General features: G+C 73.1%; 9 protein-coding genes and 1 pseudogene. All 10 read left to right on the top strand.

What is annotated here, in order from left to right; all coding sequences use genetic code 11:
- Positions 1-255 (top strand): annotated as a pseudogene (locus AC230_RS33590) (rod shape-determining protein MreD); the annotation flags it as partial.
- A gap of 40 nt (positions 256-295) precedes the next feature.
- A complete protein-coding gene (gene mrdA, locus AC230_RS10630) occupies positions 296-2,437 on the top strand; it encodes a penicillin-binding protein 2 (RefSeq protein WP_049715816.1) in 2,142 nt (713 codons plus the stop codon).
- Positions 2,434-3,633, top strand: a complete 1,200-nt coding sequence (rodA, locus tag AC230_RS10625) for a rod shape-determining protein RodA (protein ID WP_049715815.1) — start codon at positions 2,434-2,436, stop codon at positions 3,631-3,633. The genes mrdA and rodA overlap by 4 nt, the downstream gene beginning before the upstream one ends.
- A gap of 40 nt (positions 3,634-3,673) precedes the next feature.
- Positions 3,674-5,143, top strand: coding sequence for a CYTH and CHAD domain-containing protein (locus tag AC230_RS10620; RefSeq protein WP_049715899.1), 1,470 nt, complete (start codon positions 3,674-3,676; stop codon positions 5,141-5,143).
- A gap of 165 nt (positions 5,144-5,308) precedes the next feature.
- Positions 5,309-7,231, top strand: a complete 1,923-nt coding sequence (locus AC230_RS10615) for a TIGR03960 family B12-binding radical SAM protein (protein ID WP_049715814.1) — start codon at positions 5,309-5,311, stop codon at positions 7,229-7,231.
- Between the two features lie 139 nt (positions 7,232-7,370).
- Positions 7,371-8,141, top strand: coding sequence for a TIGR03936 family radical SAM-associated protein (locus AC230_RS10610; RefSeq protein WP_049715813.1), 771 nt, complete (start codon positions 7,371-7,373; stop codon positions 8,139-8,141).
- Positions 8,142-8,361: 220 nt separating this feature from the next.
- Positions 8,362-12,477: an Rne/Rng family ribonuclease gene (locus AC230_RS10605; protein ID WP_049715812.1), complete on the top strand. Its 4,116-nt coding sequence runs from the start codon at positions 8,362-8,364 to the stop codon at positions 12,475-12,477.
- 379 nt (positions 12,478-12,856) lie between these two features.
- Entirely contained in the window at positions 12,857-13,177 is a 321-nt protein-coding gene (gene rplU, locus AC230_RS10600; protein WP_049715811.1) for a 50S ribosomal protein L21, read from the top strand.
- 14 nt (positions 13,178-13,191) lie between these two features.
- Positions 13,192-13,446 carry a 50S ribosomal protein L27 gene (gene rpmA / locus AC230_RS10595; protein WP_049715810.1) on the top strand — a complete coding sequence of 85 codons (255 nt, stop codon included), beginning with the start codon at positions 13,192-13,194 and terminating at the stop codon, positions 13,444-13,446.
- A gap of 137 nt (positions 13,447-13,583) precedes the next feature.
- Positions 13,584-15,023, top strand: coding sequence for a GTPase ObgE (obgE, locus tag AC230_RS10590; protein WP_049715809.1), 1,440 nt, complete (start codon positions 13,584-13,586; stop codon positions 15,021-15,023).
- Positions 15,024-15,050 lie beyond the last annotated feature (27 nt).

The raw sequence follows: 15,050 nt of genomic DNA, 5'->3' as shown, positions 1-15,050 counted from the left end.
ACCGGCCGCCTCTACGACCTGCTCCTCGCCCCCTTCACCGTCCCGCTGATCATGGCCTTGGCCCGACGCTGCGAGAACGACCCGCTCACCGCCGAGGGCACCGCCGCCGTCGCGGCCGGCGGCGACAACCCCTACGGCCGGCTCTCCATCAGCATGCGCGCCGGACGCGGCAAGAGCCTCGCCGGACGCGGCGGCGGACTGCTGACGCGCGCGCCGCGGAACGGCCGCCGGCTGAAGGGCGGCAAGCGCCTGTGATGCCGCACCGCCCGGACCGGCGCGCGAACCGGAGGAACGGATGACCAACATCCCCGAGACCGGCCGCACTTCACGCGTCACCATCCGCCTCGTCGTCCTCCAGATCCTCGTCGTCTCGCTCCTGCTCACCCTCGGCGGACGGCTGTGGTACCTGCAGATCCGCAACGGCGACGAGTACACCGCCGAGGCCGCCGACAACCACATCCAGCAGGTCGTCGTCCCCGCCACCCGCGGCTCGATCCTCGACGCGCGCGGCATCCCGCTGGCCGACAACCAGACGCGGCTCGTGGTCTCCGCCAACCGCACCGACCTGATGAAGATGAAGGACAAGGGCAAGCGCGTCCTCACCCGGCTCGCCGGGGTCCTCGGCCTCAAGCCCGAGGACGTGGCCGCCAAGGTCCGGCTCTGCGACGCCAAGACCCCCAAGCCCTGCTGGGCCGGCTCCCCTTACCAGCCCATCCCCATCACCGACGGCGCCACCACCCAGCAGGCCCTCCAGATCCGCGAGCGCGCCGAGGACTTCCCCGGCATCACCGCCGAACCCATGGCCGTCCGCCGCTACGCCGGACCCGGCGGCTCCAACGCCGCCCAGGTGCTCGGCTACCTCTCGCCCGTCACCGACGACGAGATCACCAAGGCCAAGGACTCCCGCACCCCGCTGATGCGCTCCGACCAGATCGGCCGCAACGGCCTGGAGCGGCAGTACGACACCGAGCTGCGCGGCAAGGCCGGCGTCACCCGCTACGAGGTCGACAACCTCGGCCGCGTCATCGGCAAGGCCAAGAGCGACAAGGCCCAGCCCGGCTCCAACATCGTCACCAGCATCGACGCCCGCGTGCAGGCCATAGCGGAACGGGAGCTGGACCAGGCGATGAAGGACGCCCGCAAGGAGGTCGACCGCAACACCGGCACCACCTACAAGGCCGACGCGGGCGCCGTCGTCGTCATGGAGTCGAAGACCGGCCGGGTCGTGGCCATGGCGTCCAACCCCACCTACGACCCCAACGTCTGGGTCGGCGGCATCTCCGCCAGGGACTACCAGGCCCTCACCGGCAAGGACTCCGACTATCCGCTGCTCAACCGGGCCATCCAGGGCCAGGCGGCACCCGGCTCCATCTTCAAGGTCATCTCCGCCACGGCGGCGGTGAACGCCGGCTACTCCTTCACCGACAAGTACAACTGCTCCAGCTCGTACAGCATCGGCCACCAGGTCTTCAAGAACTTCGAGTCCAAGGGCTACGGGCCCATCGACCTGGGCCGGGCGCTGGAGGTCTCCTGCGACACCGTCTTCTACGACCTGGCCTACCGCCAGTGGCAGAAGGACGGCGGCAACAACCCCAAGCACCCCAAGGACTGGTTCTACCGGACGGCCCATCAGTTCGGCCTCGGCAAGCCGACCGGCATCGACCTGCCCAACGAGGTCCGCGGCCGCGTCCCCGACCGCGACTGGAAGAAGCGCTACTGGGAGGCCAACAAGGACACCTGGTGCAAGCAGGGCGAGAACGCCGACAAGGGCGACTACGCCGCGCAGATCGCCAAGGAGAACTGCGAGTCGTTCGCCCGCATGCGCGCCGGCGACTCCGTCAACTACTCCATCGGACAGGGCGACACCCTCGTCACCCCCATCCAGATGGCCACCATCTACGCCGCCATCGCCAACGGCGGCACCCTCCACGACCCGACCATCGGCAAGGCGATCATCAGCGCCGACGGCAAGCGGATCGAGCGGATCGAGCCCAAGGCGCACGGCACACTGCCCTTCGACCGCAAGACCCGCGACCAGCTCGACGCCGCCCTGGCCGGCGTCGCCACCCAGGGCAGCGCGGCCTGGCGGTTCGGCGGCTGGCCGCAGAAGGAGATCCCGATGCACGCCAAGACCGGCACCGCCGAGGTCGCCGGCAAGCAGACGACCTCCTGGTTCGCCAGCTACACCAAGGACTTCACGATCGTCATGACGATCTCCCAGGGCGGCACCGGCTCGGGCGCCTCCGGACCCGCCGTCCGCAACATCTACAACGCGCTGTACGGCCTCGACGACAAGGGCCACATCGACCCCAAGAAGGCGCTGCTGCCCGAACCCCAGGCCGAGCTGCCGAAGATCGACAAGGACGGGACCATCGAGGCCCAGCACATCGACAACCCCACGCCGCCGGCCAGGAGGGAAGAGGGGCAGGACGAGTGAGCGCCGACGGCTTCCGCATCCGCCGCTTCGCCCCGCGGCGCTCCACCTGGGCCCGCCTCACCGACCGCGACTCGGTCGTCCGGCGCCTGGACTGGACGATGCTGCTGGCGGCGCTGGCCCTGTCGGCGATCAGCACCCTGCTCGTCTATTCCGCCACGCGCGGCCGCAAGGAACTCACCCACGGCGACCCGTACTACTTCCTGCTGCGCAACATCCTCAACACCGGCATAGGCGTGGCCCTGGCCGCCGGCGCGGTCTGGGCCGGGCACCGGGCGCTGCGCGGCGCCGTCCCCGTGCTGTACGTGGTGTCCGTGCTGGTCACGGCCTCCGTCCTGACCCCGCTGGGCGCGACGATCAACGGCGCGCGCTCCTGGATCCAGCTCGGCGGCGGATTCTCCATCCAGCCCTCCGAGTTCACCAAGATCACCATCACGCTGGGCATGGCGATGCTGCTGGCCCAGGCCGTGGACGCGGGCGACCGGCCGCACCCCGACCACCGCACCGTCCTCCAGGCGCTCGGCGTCGCCGCCCTGCCGATCCTCGTCATCCTGCTGATGCCGGACCTCGGCTCGGTCATGGTCCTGGTCGTCATCGTGCTCGCCGTGCTGCTCGCCTCGGGCGCCTCCAACCGCTGGACCGCCGGGCTGATCGGCGCGGGCGTGCTCGGCTGCGTCCTCGTCTGGCAGCTCGGGATACTCGACGAGTACCAGATCAACCGCTTCGCCGCGTTCGCCAACCCCGCCTTCGACCCCGCCGGCGTCGGCTACAACACCAAGCAGGCGCGCATCGCCATCGGCTCCGGGGGGCTGACCGGCTCCGGGCTCTTCCACGGCTCCCAGACCACCGGCCAGTTCGTCCCCGAGCAGCAGACGGACTTCATCTTCACCGTCGCCGGCGAGGAGCTCGGCTTCGTCGGCGCGGGCACGATCATCCTCCTCATCGGCGTCGTCCTCTGGCGCGCCTGCCGCATCGCCCGCGAGACCACCGACCTCTACGGCACGATCGTGGCCGCCGGGATCATCGCCTGGTTCGCCTTCCAGTCCTTCGAGAACATCGGCATGACGCTCGGGATCATGCCCGTGACGGGGCTGCCGCTGCCGTTCGTCTCCTACGGCGGGTCGTCGATGTTCGCCGCCTGGATCGCGGTGGGGCTGTTGCAGTCGATCAAGGTGCAGCGGCCGCTGGCGGCGCCCTGAGACCTGTCGCGCCGCGCGGTGCCGGATTAGATTCGTGGGCATGGCGGACACCGTGAGAGAGATCGAGCGGAAGTACGAAGCCGTGGACGGGGCGGGTCCGGCCCGTCTCCCCGACCTGAGCGGGGCCGCGTCCGTGGCCGCCGTCCGAGACCGGGGAACGGCCCTTCTCGACGCCTTCTACTACGACACCGCCGACCGGCGGCTGCTCGCGGCCGGCATCACCCTGCGCCGGCGCACCGGCGGGCCGGACGACGGCTGGCACCTCAAGCTCCCCGTCGCGCCCGGGGTGCGGGACGAGGTCCGCGCCCCGCTCACCGCCGCCCGCGTCCCGCGCGCCCTCGCCGCGCTCGTCCGCTCCCGCGTCCGGGAGGCGCCGCTCGCTCCCGTCGCCCACCTCGCCACGCGGCGGACGGTGGGCGAGCTGGTGGACGAGCGCGGGGCCGTGCTCGCTGAGGTCGCCCTCGACGTCGTCACGGCGGGGGACGCGGAGTGGACGGAGGTCGAGGTCGAACTCGCCCGCGGCACCGATCCCGCGCTCTTCGACGCGCTCGAACCGCGGCTGCGCGAGGCCGGGCTGCGGCCCTCGCGGTCCGGGAGCAAGCTGGCGCGGGCGCTGGGGTCCGCCGGGAGGGAGGCCGTTCCGCCGCCCGCCGACGCGGGCGGGCACGTCCTCGCGTACGTCCGCGAGCAGGTCGAGGCCGTCGTCGCCCTCGACCCCGGCGCGCGGCGCGGCACGGAGGACGCCGTCCACCGGATGCGGGTCGCCACGCGGCGGCTGCGCGGCGCCTTCCGGACGTACGGCACGGTTCTCGACCGGCGGGTCACGGATCCGCTCGGCGTCGAACTGCGCTGGCTGGCCGGTGAGTTGGGCTTCGAGCGGGACCGCGAGGTGCTCGTCGCGCGGCTGCGCGAGCGGCTGGACGAGCTGCCGCGGTCGCTGGTGCGGGGGCCGGTGCGGGCGCGGTTGCGGGTGTGGTCCGTGCGCGGCGGCGCCGAGGCGCGGCGCCGGCTGACCGCCGTCCTCGACAGCCCCCGCTATCTCGCGCTGCTCGACGCCCTCGACGCGCTGGTCGCCGACCCGCCGCTGCTGCCGGCCGCCGCGCGGCGCCCGGAGAAGGTGCTCGCGAAGGCCGTGCGGCGGGACTGCGGGCGGCTGTCCGTCCGTGTCGGGCGCGCCCTGGCCGCCGCCCCGGGGCCGGAGCGGGACAGGGCCCTGCACGACGCCCGCAAGGCGGCCAAGCGGGCCCGCTACGCGGCGGAGGCGGCGATTCCGGTGCTGGGCAAGGAGGCGCGGCGGCTCGTGCGGCGCACGAGGGCCGTCCAGACCGTGCTGGGCGACCACCAGGACTCCGTCCTGGCCCGGGGCGCGCTGCGCACGCTCGCGGCCCAGGCGGAGGGCGCCGGGGAGCCGACGTTCACGTACGGCCTGCTGTACGGGCGGGAGGAGGCGCGGGCGGGGGAGGACGAGCGGGAGCTGCCGGGGGTGTGGGGGGAGGTGGCGGGGGCGTGATCCGACGGGGGTTTTCCGGCGGGGGTGTTCCGCCTTGGGACGAGTGCGAAGTGCGCTGGGCCCCGGGGTCCCCGCCGGCGCGGGGTCGCTGTGATCGCCGTGCCGGGGGATGACTCCAAGCGGTTACGCTTGAGAGTCACCCTTGCCCGCTCATGAAGGTTCGAGATGTCCGAATCGGTCTTCCCACAGCTCGAGGCCCTGCTCCCGCACGTGCAGAAGCCGATCCAGTACGTCGGTGGTGAGCTCAACTCCACGGTGAAGCCGTGGGAGAGCTGCGACGTCCGCTGGGCGCTCATGTACCCGGACGCCTACGAGGTCGGGCTGCCCAACCAGGGCGTCATGATCCTCTACGAGGTCCTCAACGAGCGCGAGGGCGTGCTCGCCGAGCGCACGTACAGCGTCTGGCCGGACCTCGAGGCGCTGATGCGCGAGCACGGCGTCCCGCAGTTCACGGTGGACGCGCACCGGCCCGTCCGCGCCTTCGACGTCTTCGGGCTCTCCTTCTCCACCGAGCTCGGCTACACCAACATGCTCACGGCCCTCGACCTCGCCGGCATCCCGCTGGAGGCGAAGGACCGGACGCTGGACGACCCGATCGTCCTCGCCGGCGGACACGCGGCGTTCAACCCCGAGCCGATCGCCGACTTCATCGACTGCGCCGTGATCGGCGACGGCGAGCAGGCGGTCCTGGAGATCACCGAGATCATCCGGGCCTGGAAGGCGGAGGGCCGTCCGGGCGGGCGCGAGGAGCTGCTGCTCCGGCTCGCGCGGACCGGCGGGGTGTACGTCCCCGGGTTCTACGACGTGGAGTACCTGCCGGACGGCCGCATCGCCCGCGTCGTCCCCAACCGCTCCGGCGTCCCGTGGCGCGTCTCCAAGCACACGGTGATGGACCTGGACGAGTGGCCGTACCCCAAGCAGCCGCTGGTCCCGCTCGCGGAGACCGTGCACGAGCGGATGTCCGTCGAGATCTTCCGCGGCTGCACCCGCGGCTGCCGCTTCTGCCAGGCCGGCATGATCACGCGTCCCGTGCGCGAGCGCAGCATCACCGGCATCGGCGAGATGGTCGACAAGGGCCTGAAGGCGACCGGCTTCGAGGAGGTCGGCCTGCTGTCGCTGTCCTCCGCCGACCACACCGAGATCGGTGACATCGCCAAGGGCCTGGCCGACCGGTACGAGGACGACAAGATCGGCCTCTCGCTGCCGTCGACCCGCGTGGACGCCTTCAACGTCGACCTCGCCAACGAGCTGACCCGCAACGGCCGCCGCTCCGGTCTGACCTTCGCCCCCGAGGGCGGCTCCGAGCGCATGCGCAAGGTCATCAACAAGATGGTCTCGGAGGAGGACCTGATCCGGACCGTCGCCACCGCGTACGGCAACGGCTGGCGCCAGGTGAAGCTGTACTTCATGTGCGGCCTGCCCACCGAGACCGACGAGGACGTCCTCCAGATCGGCGACATGGCGGTCAACGTGATCGCCAAGGGCCGCGAGGTCTCCGGCTCCAACGACATCCGCTGCACGGTGTCGATCGGCGGGTTCGTGCCCAAGCCGCACACCCCGTTCCAGTGGGCGCCGCAGCTCTCCGCCGAGGAGACGGACGCCCGGCTGGCGAAGCTGCGCGACAAGATCCGCGGCGACAAGAAGTACGGCCGCTCGATCGGCTTCCGCTACCACGACGGCAAGCCCGGCATCGTCGAGGGCCTGCTCTCGCGCGGCGACCGCCGCGTCGGCGCGGTCATCCGCGCGGTGTACGAGTCGGGCGGCCGCTTCGACGGCTGGCGCGAGCACTTCAGCTACGACCAGTGGATGAAGTGCGCCGAGGAGACGCTGGTGCCGCAGGGCGTCGACGTCGCCTGGTACACCACCCGCGAGCGCACTTACGAGGAGGTCCTGCCCTGGGACCACCTGGACTCCGGCCTCGACAAGGACTGGCTCTGGGAGGACTGGCAGGACGCGCTCGACGAGGTCGAGGTCGAGGACTGCCGCTGGACGCCGTGCTTCGACTGCGGCGTGTGCCCGCAGATGGACACGACTATCCAAATCGGTCCGACGGGCAAGAAGCTGCTGCCGTTGACCGTCGTCAAGTAGCACATCTGTACGGACGAGGGCCCCGCCGGGTTGGCGGGGCCCTCGTTGCACGTACTCTAGGTAGCAGTACGACCGCACTCACGAAGGAATCAGGACACTGGGTAAGCGACAGCCCGAAGGCCCGCCGCCCGCACCCGCGGTGCAGCGCATCCGACTGCGCTACACCAAGCGCGGCCGCCTCCGGTTCACCAGCCACCGTGATTTCCAGCGCGCCTTCGAGCGGGCCCTGCGCCGGTCCGAGGTGCCGATGGCGTACTCGGCCGGCTTCACCCCGCACCCCAAGGTGTCGTACGCCAATGCCGCACCCACCGGCACGGGCAGTGAGGCCGAGTACCTGGAGATCCAGCTCGCGGAGGCACGCGACCCCGCGCGCCTGCGGGAGCTGCTCGACGCGTCGCTGCCCGCCGGGCTCGACGTCGTCGACGCGGTCGAGGCGCACACCTCCTCGTTCGCGGAGCGGCTGGAGGCCTCCGTATGGGAGGTGCGGCTCGACGGAGTGGAGCCGGCGGACGCCGAACGCGCCGTGGCCGCCTTCCTCGCGGCCGGGACCGTGGAGGTGGAGCGCCGCACCAAGAGCGGGATGCGGACCTTCGACGCACGTGGTGCCGTGTGCCGACTCGAGGTGGCCGCCGCTCCGGCCGATAGGCCGGGTGACGGACCCTGTGCGATACTGCGGCTGGTTGTTCGGCATGCGACACCTGCCGTTCGACCCGACGACGTCCTGTCCGGGCTCCGCGCCACGGCCGACCTGGCGCCGCCGGTCCCCGCAGCGGTGACCAGGCTGGCGCAGGGGCCGCTCGACGAAGAGACCGGTACGGTGACCGATCCGCTCGCGCCCGATCGCGACGCTGCCACGGCCGCCTCATCAACGACCGCCGGCGCGGCGATGGCGCCGGGTCGCCCATCGTAAGGACGACCGTCGCCGCGCGGCCGGTGCACCAGGGAGCCACCCGGGGCCGGCAAGCGCATTGACCAGGAGACTTTCGCCGGTGCCACCCACCGGACCCGGCGAGTGAGACGACAGCTCCCGTGCGGCGACCGCGCCCCGGACGGCGGTACCGCGCTCATCACGCGGACCGGCGGGCCGGACTCGGCGCGGCGCCCGGGAGCGTGACGGGAGAACCGCCCGCATGCCCGAATCCACCGAACCCATGGAGCCCGGGAAGGCGCTCGGCGCCACCGGGAACAACGCAGACACCGGCCCCGGCGACACTCTGCCCCCGCGGCGCCGCCGCCGGGCCGCCTCGCGGCCGGCCGGTCCGCCGGTGACCGCGCCGCGGACCGAGGCCCCGGCCGCCCTCGACGAGGAGCTCGCCGAGCCGGTCCAGGGCGCCCCCGCCGTCACGGCCGCGGAGACGGCCGGAGCCGCGGCCCCGGTGCGCCCGCGCCGCCGCGCCAGCGCGCCCGCCGGCGCGCCGAAGGCGGCCGCCGAGTCCGTGGCTGTGCCCGCCGGCGAGGAGGAGGCCGCCGAGCCGGCCGCCGCCGCTGCCGCCACGCCCGCCCGTCCGCGCCGCCGTGCGGTGCGCAAGGTCGGTACGCCGACCGCCGAGGCCGTTGAGGCTGTGGAGACCGAGGCCGCCGAGCCGGCCGGTGCCCCCGAGGCGGCCGCCACCCCGGCGCGGACGCGCCGGCGTGCCGTCCGCAAGGCGACGGCGCCGGTGACCGCGCCCGAGCCGGTCGCGACCGCCGACGTCCCGCAGGCCGGGGCCGAGGCCCCCGTCGAGGCTGCCGCCGAGGAGGCGGAGGCCGCTGCTCCGGCGCGTCCGCGCCGTCGTGCGGTCCGTCGTGCCGGTGCGCCCGTGGGCGCGCCCGAGGCGGCTGCCGCCGAGCCGGCCGCCGTGACCGGGGCCGAAGAGACCGGGGCCGAAGAGGCCGAGGCCGCCGAAGAGGTCCAGGCCCCCGCCGCTCCCGCGCGAGCTCGCCGCCGTGTCGTCCGCCGGGCGTCCGCGCCCGCCGGTGCGCCGGCCGAGCCCGTCGCCGAGCCGGCCCGGGTGCCCGAGGCCGAGGAGCCCGAAGAGCCCGAAGAGGCCGAGGAGATCGAGGAAGCCGAAGAGGCCGAAGAGGTCGCCCCCGCGGCCGAGGCCGTCGAGGAGCCGGTGAAGCCGGCGCGTACGCGCCGCCGGGCGACCCGCGCCGCCGGCGGCACGGCGGCCGCCCCCGCGGCCGAGGAGCCCGCGGCCGCTGCCGAGGAGGAGCCGGAGGCGCCGCGCGGCCGTCGTACGCGGCGGCGCGTCGTGAGCGCGGAGGCCGAGCGCCAGGCGGCCGAGACGGCCGAGGCCGGGCCCGCGGGCGCGGCCGCCGAGGAGGCGCCCGCGCGGACGCGGCGTCGTGCGGTGCGTCCGCCGACGGCCGTCTTCCAGGCGCCGGTGTTCACCGAGCCGATGTTCCAGACGCCGGAGACCGCCGCTGCCGCCTACGCCGCCGAGGAGCGGACCACCGAGGGGGCCGAGGAGGAGCAGCCGGCCGGCCGCCGTCGTCGGCGCCGTCGCGGCGAGCCCGTCCCGGCCGCCGCCGAGCCGGTCGTCACCGCCGAGGCCGCCGTCGTCGAGGAGGCCGAGGAGCCGGAGGCCGTCCCGGCCGCCGACGTCGAGGCCGCCGGGGACGAGGAGCAGGGCGAGCGTCCCTCGCGCCGCCGTCGCCGCGGTGGCCGTCGCCGGCGCCGGGGCGAGGCCGCGGAGGCCGAGTTCGAGGCCGGCGAGGAGGAGCCGGCGGAGGGCGAGCAGCCCGAGGCCGTCGCCGAGGAGCCCGCCGAGGCGGAGGAGGAGCAGGCCGAGGAGGCCGGCGCGTCCACCGCGGGCAGCCGCCGTCGCCGCCGTCGCCGCCGTCGTTCGGGCGAGGCCCTCGACACCGAGCCGGGCGCCGACGAGCCGGAGCGCACCGTCGTCAAGGTCCGCGAGCCGCGCGAGCGCGGCACCGGCTTCGACGAGGTGCAGTCCATCAAGGGCTCGACCCGCATGGAGGCGAAGAAGCAGCGCCGCCGCGAGGGCCGCGAGCAGGGCCGGCGCCGGGTGCCGATCATCACCGAGGCGGAGTTCCTGGCGCGCCGCGAGGCCGTCGAGCGCGTGATGGTCGTCCGCCAGAACGGCGACCGGACGCAGATCGGCGTGCTGGAGGACAACGTCCTCGTCGAGCACTTCGTCAACAAGGAGCAGGCGACCAGCTACGTCGGCAACGTGTACCTGGGCAAGGTCCAGAACGTGCTGCCGTCGATGGAGGCCGCCTTCGTCGACATCGGCAAGGGCCGCAACGCGGTGCTCTACGCCGGTGAGGTCAACTTCGACGCGCTCGGCATGGGCAACGGCCCGCGCCGCATCGAGACCGCGCTGAAGTCCGGCCAGTCCGTGCTGGTGCAGGTCACCAAGGACCCGATCGGGCACAAGGGCGCCCGGCTGACCAGCCAGGTCTCGCTGCCCGGTCGGTACCTGGTGTACGTGCCCGAGGGCTCGATGACCGGCATCAGCCGCAAGCTGCCCGACACCGAGCGGGCGCGGCTGAAGCAGATCCTCAAGAAGATCGTTCCCGAGGACGCGGGCGTCATCGTGCGTACCGCCGCCGAGGGCGCGAGCGAGGACGAGCTGCGCCGTGACGTCGAGCGGCTGCAGGCGCAGTGGGAGGACATCCAGAAGAAGTCCAAGATGATCTCCACCAGCGCGCCGAGCCTGCTCTACGGCGAGCCGGACATGACCGTCCGCGTGGTGCGCGACATCTTCAACGAGGACTTCTCCAAGGTCATCGTCCAGGGTGACGACGCGTGGGAGACCATCCACGGTTACGTCTCGCACGTCGCGCCGGACCTCGCGGACCGGCTGCAGAAGTGGACGTCGGACGTCGACGTCTTCGCCACGTACCGGATCGACGAGCAGCTGATGAAGGCGCTGGACCGCAAGGTCTGGCTGCCGAGCGGCGGTTCGCTCGTCATCGACCGGACCGAGGCGATGGTCGTCATCGACGTCAACACCGGCAAGTTCACCGGCCAGGGCGGCAACCTGGAGGAGACGGTCACCAGGAACAACCTGGAGGCGGCCGAGGAGATCGTGCGCCAGCTGCGGCTGCGCGACCTCGGCGGCATCATCGTGATCGACTTCATCGACATGGTGCTGGAGTCCAACCGGGACCTGGTGCTGCGGCGCCTGCTGGAGTGCCTGGGCCGGGACCGTACGAAGCACCAGGTCGCCGAGGTGACCTCGCTGGGTCTGGTCCAGATGACCCGCAAGCGGGTGGGCCAGGGGCTGCTGGAGTCGTTCTCCGAGCAGTGCGTGCACTGCAACGGCCGTGGCGTCATCGTCCACATGGACCAGCCGTCGGTGTCCGGCGGCGGCGGGGGCGGCGGCAAGCGCGGCAAGAAGCGGGGTGGCGCGGCGAAGGCGGAGGCTGTGGCCGAGGCCGTCGTCGAACCGGCCGCCGAGCCGGTTGCCGAGCCCGTCGCGGAGCCGGCTCCCGAGCTGGAGCCCGCGCCCGTCGCCGAGGCGGAGCTGGTGCCGGCCGTCGGCGGCGAGGAGGAGTGGTTCTCCAGCCCCGCCGAGGCGGAGGCGGCGGCGCGGGGCGGCCGTGGTGGCCGTACGCGGCGCCGGGCCACGCGGAAGGCGTCCGCTCCGGCGGGTGCGCCGAAGGCGGCCGAGGCCGCAGTGCCGTCGGAGCCGTCCGAGCCGTCGGAGCCGGAGGCCGTTGTGGAGGCGGCACCGGTGGAGGAGCCGGTGGTGGCTCCCGTCGAGGCTCCCGCCGAGGCCGTGGCTCCTGGCCAGGCCGAGCCCGAGCCCGAGGTCAAGGCCGAGGCGCCTGCCGCTGCGGCTCCGGCCCGCACGCGGCGTCGGGTGACCCGCAGGGTGTCCGCTCCGGCGGGATCGCCGGCGGAGGCCGAGGCGGCGGTGGTCGTGGTCGCGGCGCCGGAGGCGGCGGAGGCTCCTTCGGAGGCTCCCGAGCCCGTCGAGGCTGCCGAGGTTGCCGAGGCCCCTGCGGCCGAAGAGGCCGCCGCGGTCGCGGAGGTCGCGGAGGAGGCCGCTGCGGCGGCTCCGGCCAAGAAGACGCCCCGGAAGACGGCCGCCAAGAAGGCCACGGCCAAGAAGACGACGGCGAAGAAGACCACCACCGCGAAGAAGACGGCGGCGAAGAAGACGACGACCGCCAAGAAGGCGACGACGGCGAAGAAGGCCGCCACGAAGAAGACGGCGGCCAAGAAGACGTCGGCCGCCGCCGCGAAGAAGGCGGCCGCCGCCGCTGCCGACGCGGCGGCGGGTACGGAGGAGTAGTCCGGTCCGCCCGTCTGTAGGGGCGGGGCGGGGGCCACATGCCCCCGCCCCGCCCCTTCTCCGTCTCCCGGGGCCCGGGGGCGGCCCCCGGCCCCCACCGCCCTCCGCGCGGCAGCGCGGGGCTCCGCGCCTGCGTCCTCCCGGGGCCGTCCCGGCCGGTGCCCGCCCCGCACCGGGATCCGCCCCGCAACCCCGCCCAGTTTGACCCCTTGCGGCAGGGCCCGTAACCTTGCCAGTCGGCGTCTGTACGCCTGCCCCTGAGCAAATCCCTTCCGGTGCGTGCGCCGGGAGAGGCCGCTCGTCCTCTCGGAAACGCGGGTTCACCCGTTCGAGCGGCTGGCATCAGAGGTTCCATTACTAGCGAGAGAGTGAGATCCGCGTGTACGCAGTCGTGCGTAGCGGCGGTCGCCAGCACAAGGTTGCTGTCGGCGACATCGTCGAGGTTGACAAGATTTCCGACGGCAAGGTGGGCGACGCGGTCGAGCTCTCGACGCTGCTCGTCGTCGACGGTGACTCCGTCACCAGCGACCCGTGGGTCCTGGCGGGCATCAAGGTCCAGGCCGAGATCGTGGACCACCACAAGGGTGCCAAGATCGACATCCTGAAGTACAAGAACAAGACCGGCTACCGCAAGCGGATCGGTCACCGCCAGCAGTACACCGCGCTGAAGATCACCGGCATCCCGTCGGCTGCGAAGTAAGGGACTGAGGAGAGATGGCACACAAGAAGGGCGCATCGTCCACCCGGAACGGTCGCGACTCCAACGCTCAGCGGCTCGGCGTGAAGCGCTTCGGCGGCCAGACCGTCAACGCCGGTGAGATCCTGGTCCGCCAGCGCGGCACCCACTTCCACCCGGGCGCCGGTGTCGGCCGCGGCGGCGACGACACCCTGTTCGCGCTGCAGGCCGGTGCGGTGCAGTTCGGCACCCACCGCGGCCGCAAGGTCGTCAACATCGTTCCGGTCGCCTGATCCAGGCCCCGTAGAGCGGTAGAGCGCGAGGGCGGACCTCCCTTCCCCGGTGTGGGGAAGCGGGTCCGCCCTCGCTGCGTTACAACCGTTACAACGAAGACAATCCCCAACGCACCAGGCACTGGAGGCAGACCGCTATGACCACCTTCGTGGACCGCGTCGAGCTGCACGTCGCCGCGGGTAACGGAGGCCATGGCTGCGCCTCCGTGCACCGTGAGAAGTTCAAGCCGCTGGGCGGCCCGGACGGCGGCAACGGAGGCCGCGGCGGCGATGTGATCCTGGTCGTCGACCAGTCGGTCACCACGCTCCTCGACTACCACCACAGCCCGCACCGCAAGGCCACCAACGGCAAGCCCGGCGAGGGCGGCCACCGCTCCGGCAAGGACGGCACGGACCTCGTCCTGCCCGTCCCGGACGGCACCGTCATCCTCGACAAGCGCGGCAACGTGCTGGCCGACCTGGTCGGCCAGGGCACCACGTACGTCGCAGCCCAGGGCGGCCGCGGCGGCCTCGGCAACGCCGCGCTGGCCTCGGCCCGCCGCAAGGCGCCCGGCTTCGCGCTGCTCGGCGAGCCCGGCGACGTCCAGGAGATCGTCCTGGAGCTCAAGACCGTCGCGGACGTGGCCCTCGTCGGCTACCCGAGCGCCGGCAAGTCCTCGCTGATCTCCGTGCTGTCCGCCGCGAAGCCGAAGATCGCCGACTACCCGTTCACCACGCTCGTCCCCAACCTCGGTGTGGTGACGGCCGGTTCGACGGTCTACACCATCGCCGACGTGCCGGGGCTGATCCCGGGCGCCAGCCAGGGCAAGGGCCTGGGCCTGGAGTTCCTGCGGCACGTCGAGCGCTGCTCGGTGCTGGTGCACGTGCTGGACACGGCGACGCTGGAGTCGGAGCGCGACCCGCTGAGCGACCTCGACGTCATCGAGGCCGAGCTCAAGGAGTACGGCGGGCTGGAGAACCGGCCGCGGATCGTCGTCCTCAACAAGGTCGACATCCCCGACGGCCAGGACCTCGCCGACATGATCCGCCCCGACCTGGAGGCCCGCGGCCTGCGGGTCTTCGAGGTGTCGGCGGTCTCCCGGCAGGGGCTGAAGGAGCTGTCCTTCGCCCTGGCCGGCATCGTCGCCGAGGCGCGCGCGGCGAAGCCGAAGCAGGAGGCGACGCGGATCGTCATCCGGCCGAAGGCCGTGGACGACGCGGGCTTCACGGTGACCCGCGAGGAGGACGGCCTCTACCGCGTGCGCGGCGAGAAGCCCGAACGCTGGGTCCGCCAGACCGACTTCAACAACGACGAGGCCGTGGGCTACCTCGCCGACCGCCTCAACCGCCTCGGTGTCGAGGAGGAGCTGATGAAGGCCGGTGCCCGCGCGGGCGACGGCGTCGCGATCGGCCCCGAGGAGAACGCCGTCGTCTTCGACTGGGAGCCGTCGATGGCCGCCGGTGCGGAGATGCTCGGCCGCCGCGGCGAGGACCACCGCTTCGAGGCGCCGCGCCCGGCGGCGCAGCGGCGCCGGGACAAGCAGGCGGAGCGGGACGAGGCGGAGACGGCGTACGAGGGGTTCGACCCCTTCGCGTGACGGGTGCCGCCGGTGGGGCGGGTGCGG

Source organism: Streptomyces caatingaensis, assembly GCF_001187435.1.
GTDB classification, from domain to species: domain Bacteria; phylum Actinomycetota; class Actinomycetes; order Streptomycetales; family Streptomycetaceae; genus Streptomyces; species Streptomyces caatingaensis.
Note: the sequence above shows the minus strand (reverse complement) of the source record. Positions and strands in the feature narration are given on the sequence as shown.